We start from the raw sequence: 26,009 nt of genomic DNA, 5'->3' as shown, positions 1-26,009 counted from the left end.
GTCACGAGCCAACAGTTCACGCGTATGTGTGGGGCAGAATAGAATTTTGATACGACCAACCATCTTCCTGTCTCTTTTTGTGACAATGCTTGCCGTATCAGGGCAAGAGGGCATCGCTTATGCGCAGCCTTCAAAATCCGTTTCGACGGCGCGTCCTGCGGAAGCGACACCGCCCAAACCCGCTCCTTACGACGACAAGCTGGCGCGGCTTTCGGAAATATTGGGCGCGGTGCAGTATCTGAGAACGTTGTGCCCCTCCTCCGGACCGGAGGACTGGCGCAAATCGATGAGCGACCTTCTGGCCGCTGATACGGCCAACGAACCCGAACGCCGCCAGCGCATGACGGCCGCATTCAACCGTGGATACCGCTCCTTTGCAGCCATCCACACCAGTTGCACACGCGCCGCCATCATGGCAGAAGAGAACTACCGTAACGAAGGGGCAACACTCGCGCAGGAAATCGCGTCCCGGTTCGGAAATTAGAGGATTATTAACCTCTTTTCGCCGCAGGCCGTGCCGTTTTGATAAAAGGCTGCTAGTGTTGTTAACAGGGTGGTAAGGACTTGCCCGCCCTGTCGAGGATGAAAAATGCAGACAAGCCGTAACGAAATCGACGATATGATCGTGCATGAAAAAATGCAGGTCGCTCTGGAACACCAGAACGAGGCATGGGCTGACGGCATGGCCGACGGCATCGAGCCTGAGATCATCGCCGATGCCGCGATCGCTCTGGCCATGCGCGAAACCATCCGTATCCATGGCGAGGCCGGCGCTGAAGCAATGCTGGAATCGCTGCGCCAGCGCATGCTTCAGGGCGAATTTTCGCCGCAGCGGGTAATACAGTAAAGCCGGGGTCTATCATGTCTTGCCTGAGCAAGGGGCTTTTGCGCTCTTCCGCCCTGCTGTCCATCCTGCTTGCGCTCGCCGCCAGCCCGATTGGCATGCCAGGCCGCGCCTTTGCCCTTTCCGAGCTGAAGCCGGCGCAGAACACCGAAAGCGAGCCGAAGGCTGAGAATGGCGGTGAGCCGCAGCAGGCCCAGCCCGCGGAGCCGGACGAAATCGAAGGCGATTCGGAAGGTATTCCCCTGCCCGACCCTCTGGTGGACCGTTCCGCCAATCAGGCCAACCAGCAATCCTCCACGTCCGACAACACGCCTGAAATGTCTGTCGTGATCGAGCACGACATTTCCAAGGCGCCGGAACCCGTGCGCAAGCTGCGCCAGCAGATCATCGATGCCGCCGCCTCCGGCGATATAGAAAAGCTGCGACCCTTCATCGCTGCCGGCCAGAACGAATTCCGCATCGACGGCAATGACGGCGAAGACCCGATTGCGGCGCTGAAAACTTATTCCGGCGATCCTGACGGGCTGGAAGTGCTGGCGATCATCATCGACCTGCTGTCGACCGGTTATGCCCATGTGGACGCCGGCACGCCTGACGAGGCCTATGTTTTCCCCTATTTTTCCGGAAAACCGCTGAATACGCTGACTGCGCCGGAAAAGGTGGAGCTTCTGCGAATCATTACGGCGGGCGATCTGGCTGACATGCAGGAATTTGGCAATTACAGCTTTTATCGCGTCGGCATTTCGCCTGACGGCAAGTGGAAGTTCTTCACAGCCGGCGATTGATCGCATCGCAGCGCTTGCCGTTCTTTTGCAAAAATCCTAACTGTGCGGAATGAGCATTCCGGCAAATGCATCTGCATCTTGCCTGCTATCCGCATAGTCTCGACGAACCGAACGGTGACGCCATGCCTTCCGCCTTTCTTGCCGACCGCCGTCTGATCCGGGTTTCCGGCGCCGGCGCCGAGGAATTTTTGAACAACCTCATCACCGCAGATGTTGAAAACCTGCCGCAAGGCGAAGCAAGGGCCGCAGCCCTTCTAACGCCGCAGGGCAAGATTCTGTTCGATTTTCTGATCTGGCGCGATGGCGGGGACTATCTGATCGAGACGGGCGCGGCCGAACAGGACGCGCTGTTGCGCCGCCTGACCATGTACAAGCTGCGTGCACCGGTCGACCTCAAAGCCGAGACGGTGGAAGGCGTGAGCGTTTTCTGGAACGAGACTGCCGCAGCGGCTGGCGTCAGGGATGGCCGTTTCGCCAAAGCCGGCATCGATCTCTACCGTATACCGGGCGCCTCCGCATCCGGCGACATCGCGGCCTATGATGCGCTCCGTATCGAGCAGGGCATTGCCGAATCCGGTCGGGATTATGCGCTTCAGGATGCTTTTCCGCACGATGTGCTGATGGATGTGAATGGCGGCGTTTCCTTCAATAAGGGTTGTTTTGTCGGTCAGGAAGTCGTCTCGCGCATGAAACATCGCGGCACGGCAAGACGCCGCGTCGTCAGCGTTTCGGCCGAAGTCGCGCTTCCCGCCAGCGGAACGGAGATTACTGCCGATGGAAAGCCGGTCGGCGCGCTCGGAACCGTTTCCGGTAACAGGGCGCTCGCCATTGTGCGGATCGACCGTATTGCCGATGCGCTTGCTTCGGGTACGCCGCTTCTTGCCGGGAATGTTCCCGTGACGGTGGCCCTGCCGGCGTGGAGCGGCCTTTCCTTGCCGACGGCCGATCCGGCAGCGCGGGCGGAGGACTGAGAGTGACACCCGCAAAAAGCCCGCGTGCCTGGCAGCGCATGCTGTCCGGTCGGCGGCTCGATCTGCTCGACCCTTCGCCGCTCGATGTGGAAATCGTCGATATTGCCCATGGCCTTGCCCGTGTGGCCCGCTGGAACGGCCAGACGCGCGGCGACCATGCCTTTTCCGTGGCCCAGCATTGCCTCATCGTCGAGACCATCTTCTGCCGCATGTGCACCGGTGCCACGCCTGACGAGATGCAGATGGCGCTTCTGCACGATGCGCCGGAATATGTCATCGGCGACATGATCTCGCCGTTCAAATCGGTGGTCGGCGGTGGTTACAAGACCGTGGAAAAACGCCTGGAAGCCGCGGTGCATCTGCGTTTCGGCCTGCCGCCGCATGCATCGCGCGAATTGAAGGACCGCATCAAGAGGGCCGATACGGTCGCCGCCTTTTTCGAAGCGACGGAACTTGCCGGTTTTTCCACCGCCGAGGCGCAGAAGTTCTTCGGCCTGCCGCGCGGCATCACCCGCGATATGTTCGACATGACGCCCCTGCCCTCGACTGAAGCGCAAAAGCTTTTCATTGAGCGTTTTGAGGCAATTGAAGAGCTGCGTATGGTCAAGACGGGAAGTGCGACATGACCGCCATTGTCGTATCGCCGCTGTCGCGGATCGCGGAGATGGCCGTGAAGCACAAGGCCCGCGAAATGGTGACGCTGATCGCCAAAGAGCAGTCCTTTCACCGCCCTGCCGTCATTGCCGCAGACCGGCACCTGACGCTTGCCATGAACGACATTGCATTCAAGGGCACCGCCGATCTCATCGCGCCGGACGATGCGCATGTGCTGAAGCTAATCGATTTCGCCCGGCAATGGGACCAGTCGGCACCACTGCTCATCCATTGCTGGATGGGTGTTTCGCGCTCACCCGCCGCCGCCGTCATCGCAGCCCTCAGCCTCTATCCGGACCAAGACGAGAACGAACTCGCCGGGCGATTGCGGGCGGTTTCCCCTTACGCCACGCCGAATGCCCGTATCATCGCCATTGGCGACCGGCTTCTGAGGCGCGACGGGCGACTTGTCAGCGCGATAAAGGCGATCGGCAGGGGTGCGGATACCGACGGCAACGTGCCTTTCGTGCTGCCGCTTGGCGGCTGAAGCCCGAATTTTGGCGGAACCGCCAAGGCGCCCGTTCGTTACCAACGCTGAACAGCAATAAAGATTACGGGACAATTCATGGAACAGCAGGCAGCGGATATCTTCGTCGCATCGCAGGCAGCCGTTCGGCAGGCCAGCGCCCTGGCAGTGCAATATTCCTTTTCGGTCATTGGCGCGCTTCTTCTTCTGATCATCGGCTGGTTGGCCGCAACATTCCTGCAACGCTGGGCATTTCAGGGCCTGTCGCGCGTTCGCGGCTTCGATGCGACGCTAGCCGGTTTTTTTGCCGGGGCGGTCCGTTATGTCGTGCTAATTCTGGTTCTGGTCATGGTGCTTAGCCAGTTCGGTGTACAAACAGCGTCCATTCTTGCAGTTCTCGGCGCCGCCGGCCTTGCCATCGGCCTTGCGTTGCAGGGCACGTTGCAGAACATCGCCGCGGGCATCATGCTCGTGGTGCTGCGTCCCTTCCGCGTCGGCGAATATATCGAGACGACCACCGTCAAAGGAACCATCATCGAGATTGGGCTGTTCGCTACCGAGCTCAAGACGAGCGACGGGCTTTATCGCCTTGCACCTAACTCGACCCTGTGGAACGTGCCGATCACCAATTACAGCCGCTTTCCGTCGCGCCGTCATGAAGTGAGCCTGACGGTCAAGAATGACGAGGACCTCGCCGCTGCACAGGACATGCTGATGCGGGTGGCGCGATCCGAAAGCCGCGTGCTGCTGGATCCAGCCCCCGTGACCTTTGTCGATTCAGTCAGTGCGGACAGTGCCACGGTGAAATTACGCTACTGGGTGCGCAGCGACAGTTACTTTACAACGACCCGCGACGTGACGAAGGCCATAAAACTCGCCTTTGACGAGCGCAAGGCGGACATAAGCGCGCAACCCGCCTGAGGCGTTGCACCTTACCCTCTTCTCAAGCGCGACGGCTGCAAAGCCATCGCGCTTTTTCGTTGCACCGAGCCGGGACGCCACTTGCATCCCTCGAACGCGGCCTTTATGGATCATGATGTAATGTTATTACGTAACTTGCCATTATGAAGATAAGAGGGCCGAAACAAATGCAGAAGATACTCACCCGCGTCACCGGCGCTGTCGCACTTGGTTCCATGCTGCTGGCGACGACCGCGGCGATGGCCGCCGGCGGCGACAAATCCGCTGCCCACAGCCACGACCATGGGCACGATCATGGCCACCAGATGACCGAGGCGGAAAAGCAGATTTACAAGGGCTACTTCGAAGATGCCCAGGTGAAACCGCGCGCGCTTTCCGACTGGGAAGGCGACTGGCAATCGGTCTACCCCTATCTGCTGAACGGCTCGCTCGATTCCGTCATGGCCGAAAAGGCGGCGCATGGCGACAAGACCGCGGCGGAGTACCGCGCCTATTACGAGATCGGCTACAAGACCGACGTGAACCGCATCGTCATCAAGGCCGACAGCGTGGCATTCTACAAGGACGGCAAGCCCGCTGAAGGCACCTATGTCAGCGACGGCCATGAAATCCTGACCTACAAGAAGGGCAATCGCGGCGTACGCTATATCTTCAAGAAAACCGCCGGCGACGAGGCCGCGCCGCAATTCATCCAGTTCAGCGATCACTCCATCGCCCCGGTCAAGGCGGGCCATTACCATCTCTACTGGGGCAACGACCGCAAGGCATTGCTGGACGAAGTGACCAATTGGCCGACCTACTACCCGTTCCTGATGGACGGCGGCGATATCGTGGAAGAAATGGCGGCGCATTAACTTCGCATGACATTCCGGCACGGGCATATTCTTCATGCCCGTGCTGCATTCCTTATTGCCCCATGGTGGAGCGATGCGCCCAGCCGGTCATGCGCTTTTCAAGCCATGCCATGATGGCGTACATGACGATGCCTTCCACCGCGAGCATCAGCAGGCCAGCAAAGACCAGAGGCACGTTGAACTGGCTCTGCGCCGAACTCATCATGTTGCCGAGGCCGTAATTGGAAGCGACGGTCTCCGACACGACCGAGCCGACGAAGGCGAGCGTGATGGCGATTTTGAGCGAGCCGAAGAAATAGGGTATGGACCGCGGAATACCGACCTTCAGCATGATGTCCATCTTCTTGGCGCCGAGCGCCCGTAGCACATCTTCGGTTTCCGGCTCGATGGTGGCAAGGCCGGTGGCGACATTGACGACGATGGGAAAGAAGGAAATCAGGAAAGCGGTCAGAACGGCGGGAACCGTGCCGATGCCGAACCAGATGACGAGGATAGGCACCAGCGCCACCTTCGGAATGGCGTTGAAGCCGATCATCAGCGGATAAAGCCCGGCATAGATGGTTTTCGACCAGCCGATGAACAGGCCGATAGCGAGACCGGCGGCCACAGCAATGGCGAAGCCCAGCGTCGTGGTATACAGCGTTTGCAGCGAATTCTTCCAGATCGGCGACCAATATTGCACGATGGCCTGCCCGACCCTGACCGGCGACGGCAGGATGGTGGGCGGCATTTTCAGCGCGTAGACAAGCAGTTCCCACAATACGAAAAGCGCCAGCGTATAAAGCCATGGGGCGGCTTTCACCCAGTTGACGCGGGCAATCAGCGGTTTGCGCGGCTCAGTCGTGACGGTGGTTTCCATGATCGCGCTCATGCCGCCACCCTCGCCTGCGCGATTTCGCCATGCAGTGCCTGCACCATGTCGTTGAAACCCTTGTCATACATGATATCGAGCTGGCGCGGGCGGGCGAAAGGCACGCGATGTTCCGCCAGCACCCGGCCCGGCCTTGCACTCATCACAAAAATCTTGTCGGCCAGAAATGTCGCCTCGCGCAGATCATGGGTCACGAGGATGATGGTGACGCGCTGCGCGGCGTGCAGATCGCGGATGACGCACCACAACTCCTCGCGGGTGAAGGCGTCGAGCGCGCCGAATGGCTCGTCGAGCATCAGCAGTTCCGGCTCATGGATCAGCGCCCGGCAGAGATTGGCGCGCTGCTGCATGCCGCCGGAAAGCTGCCACGGATATTTGGAGCCAAAGCCCTTCAGACCGACGATCTCCAGAAGACGCTCGGCTTTCGCGACATATTCCGCCTTGTGGGCGCGCAGGCGACGACGGTGTTTCTCGACGATCTCCAGCGGCAGCAGGATGTTCTCAAGCGTCGTGCGCCAGGGCAGCATCGTCGGGTTCTGAAAGGCCATGCCGACGATGGAGACCGGTTCGGTGACCTGCCGCCCGGCGACGATGACATTGCCCCTTTGCGGAATATGCAGCCCCGTCACCAGCTTCATCAGCGTGGACTTGCCGCAGCCGGACGGGCCGACTACAGCCGCGAATTCCCCCTTGTCGACCGTCAGGTTCAAACCGGATACGGCCAGCGTTCCGGCGGAACCGCCGTAACGCATGTCGACATTATCTATTTCCACGAGACGTGACATCGCAGTTCCGTTTTCAGTTGCTGATCGGGCTTTTGAACCCCGCAGCGTTGCCGCTTGTTTCTTCTCCCCGAGGGGGAGAAGGTGGCCCGAAGGGTCGGATGAGGGGGCAAGCGTAGAGATATACGGAGAGCTTGCCCCCTCATCCCGCTGCCGCGGACTTCTCCCCGGCGGAGAGAAGAATCGGGCCGCACCCGCTCATTTCACCCATCAGGGAAGCATGCGTTCTGCCTTGGCCGGCAGGTAGGTCGCGTCGAACACCTGCTCCGCCTTGACGTTGCCCTTCAGGCCCATGGACACCTTGAGCGTTTCCAGTGAAGCGGCAAGCCGGGCCGGATCGACCCCGCCCATACCGTTTTCCACCACATAGGGCGTCTTGATGTTCATGCTGTTGGCCATGTTCAGGCGCTCCAGCTCGATGGCGCTGTCCAGCGTCTCGTTGCGCTTGAGGACGGCCGCCACGCCCTCTTCCGGGTTCTTGACGGAATCAGCGAAACCCTTGGCCAGCGCTTTCAGGAAACCCTTCACCGCTTCAGGGTTTTCCTCAGCGAAATCAGTGTTTACCAGCACCGCATTGCCATAGAGATTCAAGCCATGCTCGGCCATCAGGATGGTCGAGATATCGTCATCGGCTATGCCCTGTTTCTTGAGATTGAGGATCACCGAAAAGGCAAAGCCGAAAACGGCATCGACGTCGCCCTTGGCGAGCATAGGTTCACGCACCGGGAAACCTATCGATTCGATCTTGATCTTGCTGTCATCGAGACCTGCGACCTGCTTGAAAGCAGGCCATTGCGCAAAAGCACCATCCGGCGGCGGTGCGCCGAGCTTCTTGCCTTCCAGCGACTTCGGATCACCGGTAACACCGAGCGACTTGCGACCGACCACGGCGAATGTCGGGCGCTCATAGACCATATAAACGGCCTTGATCTTCTGGCTTGGATCCTCGTCGAGGAACTTCATCACCGAGTTGATGTCGCCAAAACCCATCTGATAGGCACCGGTCGCAACACGCGGGATCGCCTCCACCGAGCCGTTGCCGCTATCGATGGTGACATCGAGCCCTTCAGCCTTGAAGTAACCCTTGTCGAGCGCCAGCAGGAAACCCGCGGCGGGGCCTTCGAACTTCCAGTCGAGTGTGAATTTCACCGGCGTTTCGGCCCGCACCTCTACCGCCGGTAATGAAAATCCGGCGGTGACACCGATGGCGGCAATGGCCAGCGTTCTGGACAACAACCTGCGCGTTAAAATCATCTGTTCCCCCTGATGGTTTTGTTGGATTGGTTGCATAAGACCCAATTCCAACTCTCAAGGCAAGATAAAATTGCATACAAAATAGCCGTTATTTTGTATGCTTATTTTATATGCACAATCAGTCGCAAGACAGGCAAAAAGCCGGCAATCTGCTCATCGCGCATGCAACGAAGCGAAAGCGGGATCGTTCACGCAGAGAACACAGCGTTCTCATTTGCCGGGGTTGCGGATCAGGGGCAGCGTGCGACAAATAGGGCCACGAACAGCAGGCAAACGCGGGACGGCAAGATGAATTCTGCACTTGGTATACACCACATCACCATGATTACCCGGAAGGTGCAGGCGAATGTGGATTTTTACGCCGGCTTTCTGGGCCTGAGGCTGGCCAAGCGCACGGCCGGTTTCGAAGACGCCATGCAGCTGCATTTGCTTTATGGCGACGATATCGCCTCGCCCGGCTCGCTTCTCACCTTTCTCGTCTGGGAAGATGGCGGCCAGGGCCGTGTCGGGTACGGCCAGACGCTGGAAGTTTCCGTGGCCATCGATCCCGCCGCCATCGGCTTCTGGCTGACGCGGGCGCTGAGATTTGGTATCCGGGCGGAAGGCCCCTCCGATGAGTTCGGTGCCCCGGTCATCCGGCTGAAAGATCCTGACGGCCTGATCGTCAAGCTGGTCGGCACCCACGACTTTGCCGATGCCACGCCGCATGTGACGGACGATATTTCCGCCGCGGACGCCATTCGCCGTATCTATGGCGCGACGGTGCTAAGCGAAGTGCCGGAAGAAACCGTGGCGTTTCTGGAGAAACATTTCGGTTACCGGCAGGAAAGCCAGGCAGGCGCAATCCGCCGGCTCGTTTCCGACAGCGGCGACATTATCGACGTGCGCGACGCCACCGGCTTCTGGTCCAGCGCGCCGGGCACCGGCACCGTCGATCACATCGCCTTCCGCGCGAAGGATATGGATGAGCTGAACACGGTTCTAACCGGGCTGAAATCGCTGAATTCCAGCACCACCAACGCCCATGACCGGAAATATTTCCACTCGCTTTATGTCCGCGAACCGGGCGGCGTGCTGATCGAAATGGCAACCGACGGGCCGGGCATGACGGTGGACGAACCGCTGGAATCGCTCGGGGAAAAACTGTTCATCCCGCCGCTCTTCATGAAGGACGAGGCGGATGTACGCGTTGCCCTGCCGCAATTTTCAATGCCGGGCGAAGAACGCATCGTCTATCGCGACCTTCCCTTCGTGCACCGGTTCTACACGCCGCAGGAGCCGGATGGCAGCACCATCATCCTGCTGCACGGTTCCGGCGGCAGCGAAACCAGCTTGATGCCGCTGGCGCACCGGGCAGCACCGCGCGCAACGCTTCTCGGCGTGCGCGGCCGCAGCACGGAGGAAGAGATCGCCCGCTGGTTCCGTCGCAATCCCGATTTCAGCTTCGACCAGAAGGATATCGCCTCGGAAGCGGAAGCCTTCGCCGCCTTCGTGGAGGGGGCGATACGGTCCTATGGCCTAGACCGTTCGAAACTGCGGTTTATCGGCCATTCCAATGGCGCGAACTTCTACGCGGCCTTTGCAGCGCTCTATCCCGACCTTGTCGGCGACGCCCTGCTCTATCGCCCGATGCCGGTTCTCGAAACATGGCCGCAGACCGATCTTTCCGGCCGCAATCTCCTGCTTGTGGCGGGAGAACGCGACAAATATCTCGACAAGGCGCACGAACTGCAGGGCCGGCTCGCCGCGAGCGGCGCAAGTGCCGAGCTGGAAACGGTTGAGGACGGGCATGAACTCGGGCTTGCCGATATCGAAGCGGCACGGCACTGGCTGGCGGATGTTTCCTGACACGAGGCCGAGCGCGTGCCACCTATTTCTTCTCCCCGCCGGGGAGAAGGTGGCCCGAAGGGTCGGATGAGGGGGCAAGCTCACCGAATATATCCACCCTCACCCCCTCATCCCGCTGCCGCGGACGTCTCCCCGGCGGGGAGAAGAAACAAGTGGCACACGCCCGCTCCTTCGCCACCCATATCATCCGTCAACCGGGCCTTGCATAAATTCACCAAAAGGGCTTTAAAAACAGCTTCGTAATTGGAGAATCCGTTTGGAAATCCCGCTGTTTATCCTCGCCCTCGTCGCGGCCTTCATCTACACGCTGGTCGCGAGCATCCGCAATTCAAGTCGAATCAAGTCGCTGGAACGGGAGGTTCTCAGCCTCAAACGGCTGATGGCTGCGGGCGTGACCTCTCCCGTGGCGGCGCAGGCGGAGAGCGCGGAATCCACGGCAAAACCGGATTTCGAGGCGGAAGAGGAAAGCAGGACGCCTGCGGAAGACGCAGCCTTCCAAGCTGAATACGCATCCGAGCCGCAGGAAGCCGCCGCCATGGCGCAAGCGGAAGACGCCGTCCGCGAGGAAGCACCCGCAGCTCCCGCCAGCGAGGCGGCATCCGCACCGGCGACGAAGGAAAGCTTCGAAAGCCTGCTCGGCGCGCGCTGGGCCGTCTGGGCCGGCGGGCTGGCGCTCGCGCTTGGCGGTATTTTCCTCGTCAAATATTCGATCGAATCGGGGCTCTTGAGCCCGGCGGTCAGGCTGTCGCTCGCTGCCATTTTCGGCCTCGTTCTCGGCGTTGCCGGCGAAGCGATCCGCCGCAAGGCGGTGCCGGGCATCGCCTCCACCTATTCCAACGCCATGATACCGGGCGTGCTGACGGCGGCCGGCGCCTTGACGCTGTTCGGCGTCGTCTATGCCGCCTATGGCATTTACGGCTATATCGGCCCCGGAACGGCTTTTGGCCTGCTTGGGCTCGTCGCCTTCGCCACCATCGGGCTTTCGCTGCTGCACGGGCAAGCGCTGGCCGGTCTCGGCCTTCTCGGTTCAATGCTGACGCCAGCACTGATTTCCACCGAAACGCCGAATATCTGGGCGCTCTTCACGTTCCTGACTATCGCCTGGCTGGCAACAGCGGCCGCGGCGCGCAGGCAGGGCTGGACCGTGGTTCCCTCTCTCGCCAATGCCGGGCTTGGCCTCTGGGCGCTCGGCTATATCGGCTTTTCCGAAACGATCAGTGCCGAACCACCAACGCTTGCCCTGCTCGTCATGCTGGCGGGAACCATATTCCTCTGGCCCAGCAAGACATTCGACACGCCGCCTGCCGAAACCGGTGAACCCGCCGTTGCCGCGCGGCGCGCCATCCGCGCCATGCGGCTTCTGCTGCGCCCGTCGCTCGCCCTCAATCTCACCGTCTCGATGGCCGTGATCCTGCCGGCCATCGGCTTCCTCTTTGCCGATGGCGGCGTCGATACTCATCCGGCGATCATCGTTTCAGCGCTCATCGCCGCCCTTGCAGCGCTTGGCGCCGCCCGCCATTATGCGGCCTGGCCAGCCATTATCGCAGCGCTCGGTGCGCAGGCTGCCGTGTCGCTGATGTCGCGGCGGGGCATCGATTTTATCGGCCTTATCAACGATACGTCCGTCTCCCTTCCGTCCGTGTCAGTCGGCTACACGGCGGAAATTGCCATGGCGCTTGGCCTCGGGGCTGTCTTCGTGCTCTGCGCCTTCTCCTTCCTGAAACGCAAGGGCGCTGACGATTCGGATTTTGCCCAGCTCTGGGCCGGTATCGCCGCGCTTTTCCCGGTCTGGCTCGCCACCGCAAGCTTCGTCGAATACGGCAATCTCGGCCGTGACTGGCTGCACGCCGCCTATGGCCTCGGCCTTGGACTGGTGTTGCTTGCAGGCGCCGAGTGGCTGCACCGGCAGAACAACGAGGCCTATCGCAAGCCGCTGAACATCCTCGTGCTCGGCTCATTCGCCGCCTTCGCGCTCTGCCTGCACACGCTGACGCAGGGGCTTGCGACAACCGTGCTGCTCTCCGTCATTGGTTTTGTCTATGTGCTGGCGACACGTCATCGCAACTGGGAGGTTCTGCCCTGGGTGATGGCCGTGGCGAGCGTCGCCGTTCTCGGCCGCATCGCCTGGGAACCCACCATTGTCGGGCCGCAAAATCTTGGGCTCACGCCGGTCTTCAACGCGCTTCTTCCGGGTTACGGCATTCCCGCACTGCTGGCCGTTGCCTCGGCCTGGCTGCTGCGCGACTGGCCGGGGGTCAGGGCGAAGAACTTCCTGCAGGCGATTGCCAGTGTCATGGGGCTTCTCGCCGTCGCCATCCTCATCCGCCATGCGATGAATGGCGGCACGCTTGACAACAGCGTACCGACGCTCGGCGAACAGTCGATCTACACGCTGCTGACCATTGGCTTCTCGGGCGTGCTGATGACGCTCGATCTCAAGAGCCCCAGCCCGGTCTTCCGTTACGGCTCGATGATTGCCGGCGTGATTGCCGTCATTAACGTGCTGACGATGCACTTCTTCACGCTCAATCCCTATTTCACCGGCGAGAATACCGGCCGCATCCCGGTCCTCAACCTCCTGCTGATCGGTTACCTTCTGCCGGCGCTCGCTTATGGCGGCCTTGCCTATTATGCGCGGGGAAAACGTCCGCCAGCCTATGTCAGCATGCTGGCGGTGGCGGGTGCAGCACTCGGCTTTGCCTGGGCGACACTTTCGGCGCGCCGTTTCTGGCAGGGCGAGAATATCGCAGACTGGAAGGGTTTTATGCAGGGTGAGACCTACAGCTATTCGGTGGTCTGGCTGCTGATTGGCGTGTTGCTGCTTGTGCTCGGTTCGCGCTTCAATGCCCGCAGCCTGCGTCTGGCATCGGCTGCCTTCGTGCTGATCTCGGTTGCCAAGGCCTTCCTCATCGACATGAGCAACCTTGAAGGTGTGCTAAGGGCGCTGTCCTTCATCGGGCTCGGCGCGGTGCTGATCGGCATCGGCCTGTTCTACCAGAAAATCCTGACCCGGAAGCCGCAGGCATGATCGCGGCTGAGGCTTTCACGCCCTATGCGGCGCTTGCGCAGGAACTGATACCACACGCCGCCGATGCGGGCGACGGCTCGCATGATCTTGCCCATATTCACCGCGTGTTTCGCAACGCCATGCGCATCCATGCCGGTGAAGGCGGGGATGGCACCGTGCTGGCGGCAAGCGTGCTGCTGCATGATTGCGTGGCGGTGGAGAAGAACTCGCCCTTGCGGGCGCAGGCATCGCGGCTGGCGGCGGAAAAGGCGGCGGGCATTCTAATGGGGCTCGGCTGGAAACAGGCGGATATCGACGCCGCCGCCCACGCCATTACCGCCCACAGCTTTTCCGCCAATATCGAGCCGCAGACACTGGAGGCGAGAATCCTTCAGGATGCCGACCGGCTGGATGCCATCGGCATGGTGGGCGCGGCGCGCTGCTTTTATATTGCCGGGCGCCTGGGCTCGGCACTTTACGATCCGGTTGACCCGCTGGCGAAAGAACGGCCGCTTGACGACCGCGCCTTTGCCATCGACCATTTCGAAACCAAGCTGTTCAAGCTGGCCGACGGTTTTCGCACCGAAACAGGCCGGCAGATGGCCAAAGCCCGCCATGAAAGGCTGAAACAGGTGCTGGACCTGTTTCTCGACGAAATCTGAGGAGACCCGAGATGCGTGTGACCGAACTGAACATCTATCCGCTGAAAAGCGCGCGCGGCATTCCCCTCTCCGAAAGTGCCGTTTCGGCCGAAGGCCTGCCGGGTGACCGCCGCGCCATGCTTGTCGACCCATCGGGCCACTTCATCACCCAGCGTGAATTGCCTGCTATTGCCACGGTTCTGGCTCGCCATGAGGACGAGGGCATGCTGCTTTCAAGGGGCGAAGACGGCGAGGTAGTCGCACAGCCATCAGGCCAGCGCATGGATGTGGCGGTGTGGAAATCGATCGTCAGCGCCAATATCGCCGATGACGAGACCAATGACACGCTTTCGGCCTGGCTCGGACGCGAGGTGAAGTTGGCGTTCTTCGATGATGCCTCTAAACGCATTGCGAGCCTCGAATGGACGGGCAATGAAACCCCCGTCACCTTTGCCGACGGTTACCAGATTCTCGTCACCACCACCGCCTCGCTTGCCGCACTCAACGACAATATGCGCGAAAATGGCGAGGAGGCCGTTGGCATGGAGCGTTTCCGGCCGAATATCGTGCTCGACACGGAGGAAGCATGGGCCGAAGACCGCTGGGCGGCCATCGAGATGGGCGGCATTCGTTTCGATCTCGTCAAGCCCTGCGCCCGCTGCATCATGACCACACAGGACCAGATGACCGGCTCCCGCGATGTGCCCTCCCCCATGAAGGCGATGGGCCGCATCCGCATGTCCGGCGACCGACGCGTGCCCGGCCCGCTCTTCGGCTGGAACGTCACGCCGCGCGGCGAAGGCCGGCTATCCGTCGGCGATGTTGCCAGGGTGATCGAGGAAAGGCCGGAAGGCTGGGCGATCAAGCGGCGGTAGGCCGGCGGCTTGGTTCTGACCGGGCACACCTTCTCTCCCTCACTCCTGTTCTCGTCACAGGAATTCAGCCGACGCGCGTCGGCGCGGCGGAGAGACTCTTTTCAGCCCAAGGACTTGGGCTGGCTGGATCCCTGTGACGAGCCCAGGGATGAGGAGGAGCGCGCTACGGTCATCGCTCAACAACCGGCTCAGAGCTGGACGCGCCGATCTCCATCATTGTTTCACACTCGCAAATGCGACGCGCAGTCTGAAGTCACGGCTTTTTCGCCCCGACAATCAGAAAGATCGGGCGGCGATCCTCGTGTCTCAATTCCGGGCGCTCAGCCATCAAAGCCGGATCTGGCCTGGGCTCGGCCAGACGCGTCAGGGTAAAACCGGCAGAAAGCAGGCTGTTGAGAATGCCTGACAACGTGCGGTGATATTTAACCACGTCATCCGCCATCCAGTTGGAGTGGCGCACGCCTTCGTTCTGATAATTGTCGAGCGGCCAGTGGAGGATTTCGCCCTCTTCGTCATAGAACCAGTCCTGTTTTTCCAGCGCCGTGAAAACAGGATGTTCGATGGAAAAGATGAAATCGCCACCGGATTTCAGCACGGCAAAAATCTTCGCGAATGCCACGTCAAGATCGCGAACGTAATGCAGGGCGAGAGAACTCAGCACCACATCGAAACTTTCCTGCGGAAAATCGATGTCTTCGATGGCGGCGCGGCGATAGTCTATGCCCGGACCGCCATTGATCTCGACGGCGCGGCGCAGCATGTTTTCGGAGAGATCGACGCCAACGATATGGGCAGCACCCTGCTCCGCCGCATAACGGCAATGCCAACCGAAACCGCAACCGAGATCGAGGAAAGACCTGCCTTTCAGGTCCGGCAACATGGCGCGCAATTCATGCCACTCGCCGGCCTGACGCAGACCCTCCACGGAGCGCGGCATGGCGCTGTAGCGCTCGAAAAACCCTGCGTCGTCGTAGATATTCTGTTTCATCGACGTCACTCCGGCCGTATTCCATCAATGCCATGAATAGTGGTCGTCAAGAAAAGTCGCTAGTGGGACCGGCTGACAAAAGATAATATTCGTTCCATCGTAGCGGATTCTGCGGCAAGCCATGCGCCTTTTCCCTGAGGCGAGGCGCCGCGATGGGGGAATATTCATGTCGCAAGCCACACGCCAGACCATGCCCTGGGTGATTATCGTCGCCGGGTCGCTGATTGCGGTCATGACCTTCGGTCCCCGCTCGGCAATGGGTTTCTTCCAGTTGCCGATGCTTGCCGATACCGGCTGGGATCGCTCTACCTTCGGTCTTGCCATGGCTTTGCAGAACCTGTTCTGGGGCCTTGGCCAGCCCTTCTTCGGCGCCATCGCCGATAAATACGGCACGGGTCGCGTGCTCGTTCTTTCCGGCCTGCTTTATGCTGCCGGCCTCATCTGCATGTCTTTCGGGACCTCGACGTTCTGGCTGCATTTCGGCGGCGGCGTTCTCGTCGGGCTCGGCATTGCCGCCGGCTCCTTCAGCGTCATCCTTTCGGCCTTTGCGCGCCATGTGACGCCGCAGCAACGTTCGCTCGCCTTCGGCATTGGCACGGCGGCGGGTTCGGCCGGCATGTTCCTGTTTGCGCCGATCAGCCAGGGGCTGATTTCCGCCTATGGCTGGTCGGACAGCCTCGTCTGGCTCGCCGCGATGATGATGCTCGTGCCGCTGCTCGCCTTTTTCATGCGCGGCAATTCATCCTCCGGCAGCCAGTCGCAGGCGCAGTTCCAGCAGACGGCGGGCGAAGCCCTGAAGGAGGCGCTCGGCCATAAAAGCTACCTGCTTTTGACCACCGGTTTCTTCGTCTGCGGTTTTCAGGTGGCCTTTATCACCGCGCATTTTCCGGCCTATCTCGGCGATATCGGCATCGAACCACGGTACGCCGTCATCGCCATGGCGCTGATCGGCTTCTTCAACATCATCGGCTCGCTTGCTGCCGGCGTCATCGCCCAGCGTTATTCCAAACCCTATCTGCTGGCCTATATCTATATTGCCCGCTCGGTCGTGGTCACGGCCTTCCTGCTGCTGCCGCAATCGCCGCTTTCGGTCATCCTCTTCGCCTCCGTCATGGGCATTCTGTGGCTTTCCACCGTACCGCCCACCAATGCGCTGGTGGCGATCATGTTCGGCACACGTCATCTCGGCATGCTGGGCGGTGTGGTTTTCCTGACCCATCAACTCGGCTCATTCCTCGGCGTCTGGCTGGGCGGTTTCCTTTATGACAGGTTCGGTTCCTATGATCTCGTCTGGTGGCTGGGCGTCGGCATGGGGATTTTTGCGGCCATCGTGCATTGGCCCATTCAGGAGCGGCCGGCTCCGAGGCCTGCAATGGCCTGATCTAAGCCTGCACGGCCCTGTTGAGCGCAGGCGCCGCCACTCGGCCTTCCAGCGCCTTCAGCGCCGCCTGCACGAAACCGTCGCGGGCGGCGTTTTCGTTGAGGCCACGCGGATCGTAGACATGCCGGTTGAGGAAATGAGCGGTGAGGCGGAAAGCCGCCGCAAGGCTGTCAGGATCGGCCGCCTTCGACTGGCCTTCGCTCAAGAAAGCCGGAAGCGACAGCATCCGCTCCGCATAGGGCGCACCTGCCGTGCGGCAAACCGCCCTGCCCGTTTTCGGCGATACATAGATGAGATCGGTGCGCAGCCCCGTCGCCGCACATTCGGTAAGATCGAGCCCGAAACCGAGCTCGTTCAGCACCGCCAGTTCGAAACGCACGAACAATTCCCCGGCATCGACGGGGTCATGCAGATTATCGAGAATGATATCCAGCGCCTGATAGAGATGCGGGTGCGGATCGCGCTCCGGCAGAAGCCTGAGCAACGCGCCCATGGCCTGCACGCCATAAACGGCGGTCGCCGTTTCCATCAGCTGTGCTGCGCGCAATTGCAGCGGCTCGATGCGGAACTCGCCCAGATGATCGTGAAGGCGCGCCCGCCAGATGACATCCACCCGGTTTCCGGCCTGCAACACCGGCTGCATGCTGCGGGAACGGCCGGAACGCACCAGCCCCAGATGGCGGCCACGCGAAGGGGTCATCACCTCGGCGATGACACTCGTCTCGCCATGGCGTTTGACGCCGAGAATGATTGCCTCTTCCTGCCACTGCATGAAACGCGTCCGGATTTCGATTCAGGTCCGAGCATACCCGATCTGGCGGCAAAACGTTATTCTTTTACGGCGTCGCCGACCGTGCCGACGAGATTGAGAACGAAATCGACAATTTCGTTTTCCCCGAAAGGCTTGCCGAGCAACGGCGCGTGCATGAGATCTTCCGGAAAACCCGTCGTGTCGCCATAACCGCTGACGAAACCGAAGGGAATGCCCACTTCCCGCAAATCGCGCGCGAAAGCGTAACTTTTGCCGTCCGTCAGGCTGACATCGAGAAGAACGCAATCGGCACCATCCTGTTCGACGGCCTGCTTTGCCTGCCCAAGCGTCGTTGCGATTACGATCGTTTCCACACCCATGGACTGGAGAACCGCTTCGACATCAAGGGCCACCAGATATTCATCCTCAACGATGATAACCCGTTGTGGCACCATATCTTTTCTTCTTCCTAAATAGAGAGCCCATGGCTCAAAGTCGCAGTCTGCGACGTGATCTCAAGCGAGATATCACCACAGAAGTCGCAAATTACGGCTCCAGCGTCATTTAAAAAAGACATGTCGGAAGAAGATCAAATGAAGGGCCTTTGGCGCTTTTGGTCGCTTTCCCAGCCGGCAACATTGGCCAGCCCGGCATTATCAAGCACCAGACAACCCTTGTCCGTCCAGCGTATGAGGCCGCGATCGACCAGCTTTCTCAAGGTCTTGTTGGTGTGCACAATGGAAAGGCCGAGCGTATCTGCCACATGCTGCTGGGTGACGGGAATAGGTGTTTCGTTGCGGATGAGATCAACCGCCTTCGCCTTACTATACAGGAAGGCGATGAGATAGGCCGCGCGCTCCAGCGCGGTGCGTCGGCCGATGCTGAGGAGGTGGTTGTCGAGCATGCGCTCCTCGCTTGCCGCGATCCAGGTGAGATCAAAGGCAAGAGTCGGGTGATCGGTGAAGAGATTGTTGAGCCGCGATCGCTCGAAAACGCAGAGCGTCACCGGCGACAGGGCCTCCACCGAATGCTCCATTTCCCCCATCACCGTGCCCTGAAGGCCGACGAGGTCACCCGGCATGACATAATTGAGGATCTGCCGGCGCCCGTCTTCCAGTGTCTTGTATCGGAAAGCCCAGCCTTGCAGGACGGTATAAAGATGGGCGCTGTGCGAGCCTTCCATCAGGATGACGGAGCCGCTTTCAACCGCAAGTTCTCCTGTCTTGAAACGGGAGACGAAATCGAGTTCAGGGGAGGAAAAGTCCCGAAAATGCGGCAGGTCGCGCAGGGGACATTGCTGGCAGGGGGTGGTGGAAATTCCGTTCGGTTTTTTCGGCGACATGAATATCCATCATCAAAAAAGGTTGCGCCCAATCGTTTTGGAACAACACGCCCGAACGTATTCGGTTCCCGATAAATATTGAAGATATTCAAAGCCCTTGCGCCCTTTATTCCTGTGCTCGTCACAGGAAATTGGTCAGCCCAAGTCATTGGGCTGAAAACGCTCTACTCGCCGCGCGCGAGCCGCATCGGCTGGAACCCTGTGACAGGCACAGGGTTGAGGGAGGATGCCTTTCGGCCTTAGCCCCGCGGAAATTCCAGACCCATTTCACGGAAGCGCTCGGGGTCATCGCCCCAGTTCTCGCGCACCTTCACGAACAGGAAGAGATGCACCGGCTGCTCGAGAATCTCAGACAGTTCCTTGCGCGACGCGGTGGAGATGGCCTTGATCGCATCGCCGTTCTTGCCCAGCGCAATCTTCTTCTGGCTGTCGCGCTCGACATAGATCACCTGCTCGATGCGCACGGAGCCGTCCTTGCGCTCTTCCCACTTTTCCGTCTCGACATGCGAGGCATAGGGAAGTTCCTGATGCAGGCGCAGGAACAGCTTTTCGCGGGTGATTTCGGCGGCGAGCTGGCGCATCGGCAGGTCGGAAATCTGGTCTTCCGGGTAATACCACGGGCCTTCCGGCAGGGTCTCTACCAGATAGTCCATCAGGTCTTCACAGCCCGAACCGTTGGTGGCGGAAATCATGAAGGTGCGGTCGAACGCGACCGCTTCATTGGCGGCGGCGGCGAGCTTCAACAGGTCTTCGCGCTTCACCTGATCAATCTTGTTGAGGCACAGGATCTTCTTCTGAGGAACATCCTTCAGCCCTTCCAGAATGGCCTCGGCATCACCCTTCAGGCCGCGCTCGCTGTCGATCAGCAGCAGAATGAGATCCGCATCCTTCGCGCCACCCCAGGCGGAGGTTACCATGGCACGGTCGAGCCTGCGGCGCGGCTTGAAGATGCCGGGCGTGTCCATGAAAACGATCTGCGCATTCTTGTGGATGGCGATGCCGCGCATCACGGCGCGTGTCGTCTGCACCTTGTGGCTGACGATCGAGACTTTTGCGCCCACCAGCCGGTTCACCAGCGTCGATTTGCCGGCGTTGGTCGGCCCGATGAGGGCGACGAAACCGGAACGGGTCGGAAGGGCATTGTCTTCGCCCGTTACGGCGGGGTTTTCGTGATCGGTCATGATATCCATCAAGGTCAGAGGTATTCAACATGCGGCCATAGGGTCCGCCATGCGCTCGATTGCAGCACCCTGTCGTCGGGTGCTCAGTTTCCGGTGGGGCTTTTCTGCCAGACGCCTTCGCGTTCCAGCAACCTGGTTGCCGCCACTTGTTCGGCTGCGCGCTTGGAGCGCTCGACACCGGTTTCCGGTTTCACGCCGGGAATTTCCACCGTCACCGTGAAGCGTGGATCGTGATCCGGTCCGGAGCGATCGTCAATACGGTAAGAGGGCGTGGTCGCAAATCTGGCATGCGCCCATTCCTGCAATTCGGTCTTTGCATCACGACGCCCGGCATCCACGCTCGTGGCCCGGCCTTGCCAGTATTTCAGAATGAATTTGCGCGACGCTTCCAGCCCGCCATCCAGATAGATGGTGGCAATCAGGCTTTCGACAACATCGGCGCGCACGTTGAGCATCGCCTTGCCAGTCAGCTTCTTCACATCCGAACCGGTGCGGATGAAATTGTGCAGGCCCATCTCGTCGCCGATCGCGGCGCAGGATTCGGCGCTGACGAGCTGGTTCAGACGAACCGAAAGCTCGCCTTCACTGGCATTGCGGAAGATGGAGAACAGCAGTTCGGCAACGCAGAGACCGAGAACGCGGTCGCCTAAAAATTCCAGCCGCTCGTAATTGCCGGCCGCGGCGGAGCGGGCGCTGGCATGGGTCAAGGCCCGGTCGAGCCGGGCCTTTTCCTTGAACTCATATCCGATCAACGCTTCCAGACGGGAAATCTCGTCCGCCGAAAGCGGCTTGGTCTTGCTCATTCCACAACCTTGAAGAGGCGGTCCCAACGCATGTTGGCGGGCCAATCCCAAATGCGGCTGAACGGCGTGTCATTGCCCAGCGAGAAGAAGATGACGCTGGCGCGGCCGATCAGGTTTTCTTCCGGCACGAAACCGACGTCGAAACGGCTGTCGAGCGAATTGTCTCTGTTGTCGCCCATCATGAAATAATGGCCTTCCGGCACCACGAATTCGCGGGTGTTGTCGCCGCGCGAGTCGGGCGACTGGTCGAGCGTATCGTAGGTGACGCCATTGTCGAGCGTTTCGCGGAAGACAGGCACATTGGCGCCCGGATCGGCGCGGTAATCGGAGGTGAAGGTGCCATCGGGCTGCTTGGGAACCGGCTGACCGTTGATGAACAGCACGCCGTTCGTCACCTGGATGCGATCACCGGGTAAGCCGACCAGGCGCTTGATGTAATCGACTTCAGGATTGGGCGGCAGGCGGAAGACCACGACATCGCCGCGCTTCGGCTTGCTGAATTCGAGAATGCGGCCCGAAAACAGGTTCGGCGAAAAGGGCAGCGAATATTTCGAATAGCCGTAGGAGAACTTGTTGACGAAAAGATAGTCGCCCACCAGCAGCGTCGGCATCATAGAGCCGGACGGGATCGTGAAGGGCTGAAACAGCACGGTGCGGATGACCATCGCCAGCAGCAGCGCCTGAATGATGACCTTGACGTTCTCCCAGAGGGCGTTCTGCTTCTTTTCAGCTTTTTCCGACACTTAAAGACCTGCCTGATTGTTTCCCGGCTTCTTCGATTTCAGAAGCTCCCGGGCCGTTGCTTATCGCGCCTGCGGCGGGTGATGCTGTCTCACGCGGCCGGCAAGGCTTTCATATTTCTGCGACTTCTCTAGAACCTTTCCAGCCCGAAGGGAAGCGCTTCTGTGACACGTCCGCAAATAGGACGCCAATGCGGCTTCACCGGGTCTTACCCGTTCACGGGAAGCGCCTCGATAATCACAAATGCCTGAGCATAGGGAAAATCATCCGTGATCGTCAGGTGAATATTGGCGCGGTGGCCGGCGGGCAGCAGCGCCGTCAGCCTTTCCGCTGCCCCATTGGTCAACACCATGGTCGGCTTGCCGCCCGGCAGATTGACGACGCCCATATCCTTCCAGAAAACGCCGTTCGCAAGGCCGGTGCCCAGCGCCTTGGAACAGGCTTCCTTGGCGGCGAAACGCTTGGCATAGGAAGCGGCGCGGTTCTTGCGGCCATCGGATTTGGCGCGCTCGATATCGGTGAAACAGCGATGGGTGAAGCGCTCGCCGAAACGTTCGATCGATTTTTCAACGCGGCGGATGTCGATCAGGTCGCTGCCCAATCCAATGATCATTTCAACATCTCCAGAGAAGCATTCTTGTTGGCGGCGCGATGCGCGAGATTTTCCATCTTGCGCCGCTGGAAACCGCTGATGAGACCATAAACGGCGATATAGGCGACGACCGCGCTGACAAGGGCGGGAAAAAACGCGCCGATTGTCATGGGTTCCAGCACCGGCGTCCATATCTGACGGAATTCGAGATGGCTGAACAGCGCCACGAAATCCACATCCGCTGCGCTTTCGATCTTCTGCCGCCCGAGGATGAAGTGCCCCAGTTCCCAGGTAGATGCCCAGATGAACGGAAATGTCAGTGGATTGGCAAAGGTGGTGCCGAGCGCGGCAGCGACGAGATTGACACGCATCAGAAAACCGAGCGCCATGGCAATGATGATATGGACACCGAGAAAGGGTGTCCAGGCCACGGCCACACCGATGGCGACACCGGCGGCGACGGAATGCGGAGACGCGGAAAGCCGCAGCAGACGCAGCTTCATATAGCGCAGCGAACGGGAAAAACCCGTGCGCGGCCAAAACAGGTCGCGAATCTTGTCTGAAAAACCAACGGGTTCACGGCGGCGAAACGGCATGGGGTGCAGTTTATTTCATCGCCCGGGCCGAGCCAAGAGGCACAAGGCCATATTCAGAAGCGCGCCAAAAGCGGCAGGGACATGCGGCGCCGACTATCCATGCGGGAATGGCCACACAGCCCGCGATGCCCGCGCTTCTCGCGCGCACCTTCTTGTCTCTAAAGGTCAGCCTTCACGTCAACCAATATGGCTGCCCCCGCTGACCCAAACGCATGGCGAAGGGCTGCCATGCGCTGTGCGCATTACCGGCGGAACAGGCCGCGGTCGATTTCGCGCTGGCGGAATTCGAGGTCGACATTCGATACCGAACCGCTGAGATATTCGAATTCGCGTTCCTGGGTGGTCTTGCCACGAACGGCGCGGGCGATCTTGCGAAGCGGAGTAAACATGATTTTCGGTCCTTTCGGTTTGGAACTGGCGTTTCTCATCGGTGTTCATCCACCGGCACGCCGCATTTCCTTCTCTTCAATTTCTGAGATGAAAATAGTCGCAAACCGCCTCCGCCACCAGAGACAGGAAAAGGCCGCTGCCATGCGTTCAACGCATAACAACGGCCTCGCAGTGCTTACAAAAGATCAAAAATGCCTCAATCGAAGGCACGCGTTACGGTCGAAACGCAATCGAGATCCTTGAGCTGCGACAGAAGCTGGTTCAGCTGCCTGAGATCCCAGACTTCGACATCCAGCGCCAGCTCGGAGAAATCCGTGCCGATGCGCACCATGTTGAGGCCGCGAATATTGACGTCCAGCGTGGCGATCGACTGCGCCACGGAGGCGAGCGTGCCCGGTTCGTTCAGCGCATTGATCATCACCCGCGCCATGAAGCGCGACTTGTTCGCCTCATCGAGGTCCCAGCGCACATCGATCCAGCGCTCCGGCTCATCGTCGAAGCGTTGCAGCGCCGGAGCCTGAATGGGATAGATGGTGATGCCCTTGCCATTTTCCATGATGCCGACGATGCGATCACCCGGTACGGCGCCGGCGGAACCGAAATGCACGTCGACATTGCCGGAAAGGCCACGGATGGGCAGCGGGTCCGGCCCATCCAGCATCTCGGCGGCACCATCGTCCTCAAGTACGGAGCGCGACTTGCCGGGTATCTTGAAGACCATGCCGGAGGCGCTGCGCATGTTGAACCAGCCATCGTCGCCGGTCATCTTCACCGTCACACGCTCATCCTGATAATCCGGATAGACCGCACGCAGCACATCGAGCGACGAGACTTCACCACGGCCGACGGCGGCGATGGCATCTTCGACATCCTTCTGCGCCAGACGATGCAGCACGGGTTTCAAAGCTTCACGCGAAAAGGCCTTGCCGGCGCGTTCGAAGGTGCGTTCCAGAATGCGATAACCGAGGCCGGAATATTGCTTGCGGATGGCCATGCGGGTGGCGCGGCGAATGGCAGAACGCGCCTTGCCTGTCACCACGACCTCTTCCCAGGCGGCGGGCGGCACCTGCACGCCGGAGCGGATGATCTCCACCTCGTCACCATTGTTCAAGCGGGTGACGAGCGGCATGATCCGCCCGTTGATCTTGGCGCCGACCGTGGTGTCGCCGATATTGGTGTGCACCGCATAGGCGAAATCGATGGGGGTGGCGCCGCGCGGCAGGGCGATCAGCTTACCCTTGGGCGTGAAGCAGAAGACCTGATCCTGGAACAGCTCGAGCTTCGTGTGCTCGAGGAATTCTTCCGGGCTGTCGCCTTCGGCCAGCGATTCGATGGTGTGGCGCAGCCAGGAATAGGCGTTCGATTCCGGCGAGAGCAGATCGCCCTCCCCGTTTTCGCCATCCTTGTAAAGCGCATGGGCCGCGATGCCGAATTCGGCGATCTCATGCATGCGCTTGGTGCGGATCTGCAGCTCGATACGCTGGCGCGAAGGACCGACGATGGTGGTGTGGATGGAACGGTAGTCGTTCTGCTTCGGTGTGGAGATATAGTCCTTGAACCGGCCCGGCACCACGCGCCAGCGCGTATGCACGATGCCCAACGCCCGGTAGCAAGAGGGAATGTCATCCACCAGAATGCGGAAACCGTAGACATCGGAAAGCTGCTCGAAGGAGAGCGACTTCGACTGCATCTTGCGAAACACCGAATAGGGCTTCTTCTGACGCCCCTTCACGCCTGCCCCAACCAGCCCGTTTGCCACGAGAAGCTCGCGCAACTCGTCCTCGATCTTCTTGATCAGCCCTTCATTGCGCGTTTCCAGCTCCTGAAGACGGTTGGTCACCGTCTCATAGGCTTCAGGGTTAAGGTAACGGAAGGACAGGTCCTCCAGCTCGTCGCGCATATCCTGCATGCCCATGCGGCCGGCGAGCGGCGCATAGATTTCCATGGTTTCTTCGGAAATGCGGCTGCGCTTGTCGGCCGGCATATATTCCATGGTGCGCATATTATGCAGACGGTCGGCAAGCTTCACCAGAAGAACGCGCACGTCGTCGGAAATGGCGAGCAGCAGCTTGCGCAGGTTTTCGGCCTGTTTCGCCTTGCGGGTAACGAGATCGAGCTTCTTGAGCTTGGTCAGCCCCTCCACCAGCCGGCCGATATCCTCGCCGAAAAGCTCGTCGATTTCTGCGCGGGTGGCGGTGGTGTCCTCGATCGTATCGTGCAGCAGCGCCACCGCGATGGTCGATTCGTCGAGATGCATTTCAGTGAGGATTGCGGCAACTTCCAGCGGATGCGAAATATAGGGGTCGCCATTGGCCCGCTTCTGCTGGCCATGTTTCTGCATCGCGTAAACATAGGCCTTGTTGAGCAGGGCCTCATTCGCATCCGGTTTATATTTTTGAACCCGCTCGACGAGTTCGTATTGCCGCATCATGCGATATTCCACAAAAAGAAAGCGCGCCAACCTTGGGGTC

General features: G+C 60.1%; 27 protein-coding genes. 13 read left to right on the top strand and 14 right to left on the bottom strand.

Annotation, left to right across the window (positions count from 1 at the left end):
• Nucleotides 1–46 precede the first annotated feature (46 nt).
• The 8 genes from ACQZ48_RS07030 (at nucleotide 47) to ACQZ48_RS06995 (ending at nucleotide 5,495) form a co-directional block, all read left to right on the top strand.
• Nucleotides 47–484, top strand: a complete 438-nt coding sequence (locus ACQZ48_RS07030; protein ID WP_077982596.1) for a TIGR02301 family protein — start codon at nucleotides 47–49, stop codon at nucleotides 482–484.
• Nucleotides 485–589: 105 nt separating this feature from the next.
• Complete coding sequence (locus ACQZ48_RS07025) at nucleotides 590–847, top strand: hypothetical protein (RefSeq protein ID WP_003501987.1); 258 nt, start codon at nucleotides 590–592, stop codon at nucleotides 845–847.
• Nucleotides 848–861: 14 nt separating this feature from the next.
• Nucleotides 862–1,629 (top strand): hypothetical protein, encoded by a 768-nt coding sequence (locus ACQZ48_RS07020; protein WP_137410028.1) that lies wholly within the window; start codon nucleotides 862–864, stop codon nucleotides 1,627–1,629.
• 122 nt (nucleotides 1,630–1,751) lie between these two features.
• Entirely contained in the window at nucleotides 1,752–2,600 is an 849-nt protein-coding gene (ygfZ, locus tag ACQZ48_RS07015) for a CAF17-like 4Fe-4S cluster assembly/insertion protein YgfZ (protein WP_173989595.1), read from the top strand.
• 2 nt (nucleotides 2,601–2,602) lie between these two features.
• Entirely contained in the window at nucleotides 2,603–3,226 is a 624-nt protein-coding gene (locus ACQZ48_RS07010) for an HD family hydrolase (RefSeq protein ID WP_269834430.1), read from the top strand.
• The gene (locus tag ACQZ48_RS07005) at nucleotides 3,223–3,741 is read left to right on the top strand and encodes a tyrosine phosphatase family protein (protein ID WP_077982598.1); all 519 of its coding nucleotides are present in this window, start codon (nucleotides 3,223–3,225) and stop codon (nucleotides 3,739–3,741) included. Before ACQZ48_RS07010 ends, ACQZ48_RS07005 begins: the two co-directional genes overlap by 4 nt.
• A 78-nt stretch (nucleotides 3,742–3,819) precedes the next feature.
• On the top strand, nucleotides 3,820–4,641 hold the full coding sequence (locus ACQZ48_RS07000; protein WP_448728695.1) for a mechanosensitive ion channel family protein: 822 nt from the start codon (nucleotides 3,820–3,822) through the stop codon (nucleotides 4,639–4,641).
• A gap of 167 nt (nucleotides 4,642–4,808) precedes the next feature.
• Nucleotides 4,809–5,495, top strand: a complete 687-nt coding sequence (locus ACQZ48_RS06995) for a metal-binding protein ZinT (protein WP_142912504.1) — start codon at nucleotides 4,809–4,811, stop codon at nucleotides 5,493–5,495.
• A gap of 52 nt (nucleotides 5,496–5,547) precedes the next feature.
• On the opposite strand, the gene ACQZ48_RS06990 is transcribed toward ACQZ48_RS06995, so the two are convergent.
• The 3 genes from ACQZ48_RS06990 to ACQZ48_RS06980 form a co-directional block, all read right to left on the bottom strand.
• Nucleotides 5,548–6,366 (bottom strand): ABC transporter permease, encoded by an 819-nt coding sequence (locus ACQZ48_RS06990; RefSeq protein WP_448728694.1) that lies wholly within the window; start codon nucleotides 6,364–6,366, stop codon nucleotides 5,548–5,550.
• Nucleotides 6,363–7,151, bottom strand: a complete 789-nt coding sequence (locus ACQZ48_RS06985) for an ABC transporter ATP-binding protein (RefSeq protein ID WP_162520424.1) — start codon at nucleotides 7,149–7,151, stop codon at nucleotides 6,363–6,365. The genes ACQZ48_RS06990 and ACQZ48_RS06985 overlap by 4 nt, the downstream gene beginning before the upstream one ends.
• A 207-nt stretch (nucleotides 7,152–7,358) precedes the next feature.
• Nucleotides 7,359–8,402 carry an ABC transporter substrate-binding protein gene (locus tag ACQZ48_RS06980; RefSeq protein ID WP_077982602.1) on the bottom strand — a complete coding sequence of 348 codons (1,044 nt, stop codon included), beginning with the start codon at nucleotides 8,400–8,402 and terminating at the stop codon, nucleotides 7,359–7,361.
• A 288-nt stretch (nucleotides 8,403–8,690) separates the two neighbouring features.
• On the opposite strand from ACQZ48_RS06980, the gene ACQZ48_RS06975 reads away from it, so the two are divergent.
• The 4 genes from ACQZ48_RS06975 (at nucleotide 8,691) to ACQZ48_RS06960 (ending at nucleotide 14,773) form a co-directional block, all read left to right on the top strand.
• Nucleotides 8,691–10,250 (top strand): VOC family protein, encoded by a 1,560-nt coding sequence (locus ACQZ48_RS06975; RefSeq protein ID WP_191217726.1) that lies wholly within the window; start codon nucleotides 8,691–8,693, stop codon nucleotides 10,248–10,250.
• Nucleotides 10,251–10,506: 256 nt separating this feature from the next.
• Nucleotides 10,507–13,278: a DUF2339 domain-containing protein gene (locus tag ACQZ48_RS06970; RefSeq protein ID WP_448728693.1), complete on the top strand. Its 2,772-nt coding sequence runs from the start codon at nucleotides 10,507–10,509 to the stop codon at nucleotides 13,276–13,278.
• Nucleotides 13,275–13,919, top strand: a complete 645-nt coding sequence (locus ACQZ48_RS06965; protein WP_137410021.1) for an HD domain-containing protein — start codon at nucleotides 13,275–13,277, stop codon at nucleotides 13,917–13,919. The genes ACQZ48_RS06970 and ACQZ48_RS06965 overlap by 4 nt, the downstream gene beginning before the upstream one ends.
• Nucleotides 13,920–13,930: 11 nt before the next feature.
• On the top strand, nucleotides 13,931–14,773 hold the full coding sequence (locus tag ACQZ48_RS06960) for an MOSC domain-containing protein (protein WP_137410020.1): 843 nt from the start codon (nucleotides 13,931–13,933) through the stop codon (nucleotides 14,771–14,773).
• A 253-nt stretch (nucleotides 14,774–15,026) separates the two neighbouring features.
• Here the strand turns inward: ACQZ48_RS06960 and ACQZ48_RS06955 are convergent, their stop codons facing one another.
• The gene (locus ACQZ48_RS06955) at nucleotides 15,027–15,761 is read right to left on the bottom strand and encodes a class I SAM-dependent methyltransferase (protein ID WP_077982605.1); all 735 of its coding nucleotides are present in this window, start codon (nucleotides 15,759–15,761) and stop codon (nucleotides 15,027–15,029) included.
• Nucleotides 15,762–15,927: 166 nt separating this feature from the next.
• On the opposite strand from ACQZ48_RS06955, the gene ACQZ48_RS06950 reads away from it, so the two are divergent.
• On the top strand, nucleotides 15,928–17,142 hold the full coding sequence (locus ACQZ48_RS06950; protein WP_170985467.1) for an MFS transporter: 1,215 nt from the start codon (nucleotides 15,928–15,930) through the stop codon (nucleotides 17,140–17,142).
• 1 nt (nucleotide 17,143) lies between these two features.
• On the opposite strand, the gene recO is transcribed toward ACQZ48_RS06950, so the two are convergent.
• From recO to ACQZ48_RS06900, 10 genes are all read right to left on the bottom strand, one after another.
• Nucleotides 17,144–17,914, bottom strand: a complete 771-nt coding sequence (recO, locus tag ACQZ48_RS06945) for a DNA repair protein RecO (RefSeq protein WP_077982606.1) — start codon at nucleotides 17,912–17,914, stop codon at nucleotides 17,144–17,146.
• 56 nt (nucleotides 17,915–17,970) lie between these two features.
• Nucleotides 17,971–18,348 carry a response regulator gene (locus ACQZ48_RS06940; protein WP_077982607.1) on the bottom strand — a complete coding sequence of 126 codons (378 nt, stop codon included), beginning with the start codon at nucleotides 18,346–18,348 and terminating at the stop codon, nucleotides 17,971–17,973.
• A 134-nt stretch (nucleotides 18,349–18,482) separates the two neighbouring features.
• Entirely contained in the window at nucleotides 18,483–19,235 is a 753-nt protein-coding gene (locus ACQZ48_RS06935; RefSeq protein ID WP_173988550.1) for a Crp/Fnr family transcriptional regulator, read from the bottom strand.
• Nucleotides 19,236–19,474: 239 nt separating this feature from the next.
• Nucleotides 19,475–20,425, bottom strand: a complete 951-nt coding sequence (era, locus tag ACQZ48_RS06930) for a GTPase Era (protein ID WP_173988547.1) — start codon at nucleotides 20,423–20,425, stop codon at nucleotides 19,475–19,477.
• A 74-nt stretch (nucleotides 20,426–20,499) separates the two neighbouring features.
• On the bottom strand, nucleotides 20,500–21,219 hold the full coding sequence (rnc, locus tag ACQZ48_RS06925; RefSeq protein WP_191217724.1) for a ribonuclease III: 720 nt from the start codon (nucleotides 21,217–21,219) through the stop codon (nucleotides 20,500–20,502).
• The gene (gene lepB / locus ACQZ48_RS06920) at nucleotides 21,216–21,962 is read right to left on the bottom strand and encodes a signal peptidase I (protein WP_080791042.1); all 747 of its coding nucleotides are present in this window, start codon (nucleotides 21,960–21,962) and stop codon (nucleotides 21,216–21,218) included. The genes rnc and lepB overlap by 4 nt, the downstream gene beginning before the upstream one ends.
• 206 nt (nucleotides 21,963–22,168) lie before the next feature.
• Complete coding sequence (gene acpS, locus ACQZ48_RS06915) at nucleotides 22,169–22,573, bottom strand: holo-ACP synthase (RefSeq protein WP_191217723.1); 405 nt, start codon at nucleotides 22,571–22,573, stop codon at nucleotides 22,169–22,171.
• Nucleotides 22,570–23,148: a DUF2062 domain-containing protein gene (locus tag ACQZ48_RS06910; RefSeq protein ID WP_191217722.1), complete on the bottom strand. Its 579-nt coding sequence runs from the start codon at nucleotides 23,146–23,148 to the stop codon at nucleotides 22,570–22,572. Before ACQZ48_RS06910 ends, acpS begins: the two co-directional genes overlap by 4 nt.
• A 242-nt stretch (nucleotides 23,149–23,390) precedes the next feature.
• Entirely contained in the window at nucleotides 23,391–23,537 is a 147-nt protein-coding gene (locus tag ACQZ48_RS06905) for a hypothetical protein (protein ID WP_003496944.1), read from the bottom strand.
• 197 nt (nucleotides 23,538–23,734) lie between these two features.
• Entirely contained in the window at nucleotides 23,735–25,969 is a 2,235-nt protein-coding gene (locus ACQZ48_RS06900; protein WP_077982990.1) for a RelA/SpoT family protein, read from the bottom strand.
• Nucleotides 25,970–26,009 lie beyond the last annotated feature (40 nt).

The sequence above is a fragment of the Agrobacterium sp. 22-209-1 genome (assembly GCF_053522485.1).
The sequence above is the reverse complement of the archived record's forward strand: the minus strand, read 5'-3'. Positions and strand labels throughout refer to the sequence as shown.

Excerpts from the sequence above, each read along its gene's own strand:
- ACQZ48_RS07025 (WP_003501987.1), top strand. The coding sequence starts at position 590 with ATGCAGACAAGCCGTAACGAAATCGACGATATGATCGTGCATGAAAAA.
- ACQZ48_RS07020 (WP_137410028.1), top strand. The coding sequence starts at position 862 with ATGTCTTGCCTGAGCAAGGGGCTTTTGCGCTCTTCCGCCCTGCTGTCC.
- ygfZ (WP_173989595.1), top strand. The coding sequence starts at position 1,752 with ATGCCTTCCGCCTTTCTTGCCGACCGCCGTCTGATCCGGGTTTCCGGC.
- ACQZ48_RS07005 (WP_077982598.1), top strand. The coding sequence starts at position 3,223 with ATGACCGCCATTGTCGTATCGCCGCTGTCGCGGATCGCGGAGATGGCC.
- ACQZ48_RS07000 (WP_448728695.1), top strand. The coding sequence starts at position 3,820 with ATGGAACAGCAGGCAGCGGATATCTTCGTCGCATCGCAGGCAGCCGTT.
- ACQZ48_RS06995 (WP_142912504.1), top strand. The coding sequence starts at position 4,809 with ATGCAGAAGATACTCACCCGCGTCACCGGCGCTGTCGCACTTGGTTCC.
- ACQZ48_RS06990 (WP_448728694.1), bottom strand. The coding sequence starts at position 6,366 with ATGAGCGCGATCATGGAAACCACCGTCACGACTGAGCCGCGCAAACCG.
- ACQZ48_RS06985 (WP_162520424.1), bottom strand. The coding sequence starts at position 7,151 with ATGTCACGTCTCGTGGAAATAGATAATGTCGACATGCGTTACGGCGGT.
- ACQZ48_RS06980 (WP_077982602.1), bottom strand. The coding sequence starts at position 8,402 with ATGATTTTAACGCGCAGGTTGTTGTCCAGAACGCTGGCCATTGCCGCC.
- ACQZ48_RS06975 (WP_191217726.1), top strand. The coding sequence starts at position 8,691 with ATGAATTCTGCACTTGGTATACACCACATCACCATGATTACCCGGAAG.
- ACQZ48_RS06965 (WP_137410021.1), top strand. The coding sequence starts at position 13,275 with ATGATCGCGGCTGAGGCTTTCACGCCCTATGCGGCGCTTGCGCAGGAA.
- ACQZ48_RS06960 (WP_137410020.1), top strand. The coding sequence starts at position 13,931 with ATGCGTGTGACCGAACTGAACATCTATCCGCTGAAAAGCGCGCGCGGC.
- ACQZ48_RS06955 (WP_077982605.1), bottom strand. The coding sequence starts at position 15,761 with ATGAAACAGAATATCTACGACGACGCAGGGTTTTTCGAGCGCTACAGC.
- ACQZ48_RS06950 (WP_170985467.1), top strand. The coding sequence starts at position 15,928 with ATGTCGCAAGCCACACGCCAGACCATGCCCTGGGTGATTATCGTCGCC.
- recO (WP_077982606.1), bottom strand. The coding sequence starts at position 17,914 with ATGCAGTGGCAGGAAGAGGCAATCATTCTCGGCGTCAAACGCCATGGC.
- ACQZ48_RS06940 (WP_077982607.1), bottom strand. The coding sequence starts at position 18,348 with ATGGTGCCACAACGGGTTATCATCGTTGAGGATGAATATCTGGTGGCC.
- ACQZ48_RS06935 (WP_173988550.1), bottom strand. The coding sequence starts at position 19,235 with ATGTCGCCGAAAAAACCGAACGGAATTTCCACCACCCCCTGCCAGCAA.
- era (WP_173988547.1), bottom strand. The coding sequence starts at position 20,425 with ATGGATATCATGACCGATCACGAAAACCCCGCCGTAACGGGCGAAGAC.
- rnc (WP_191217724.1), bottom strand. The coding sequence starts at position 21,219 with ATGAGCAAGACCAAGCCGCTTTCGGCGGACGAGATTTCCCGTCTGGAA.
- acpS (WP_191217723.1), bottom strand. The coding sequence starts at position 22,573 with ATGATCATTGGATTGGGCAGCGACCTGATCGACATCCGCCGCGTTGAA.
- ACQZ48_RS06910 (WP_191217722.1), bottom strand. The coding sequence starts at position 23,148 with ATGCCGTTTCGCCGCCGTGAACCCGTTGGTTTTTCAGACAAGATTCGC.
- ACQZ48_RS06905 (WP_003496944.1), bottom strand. The coding sequence starts at position 23,537 with ATGTTTACTCCGCTTCGCAAGATCGCCCGCGCCGTTCGTGGCAAGACC.
- ACQZ48_RS06900 (WP_077982990.1), bottom strand. The coding sequence starts at position 25,969 with ATGATGCGGCAATACGAACTCGTCGAGCGGGTTCAAAAATATAAACCG.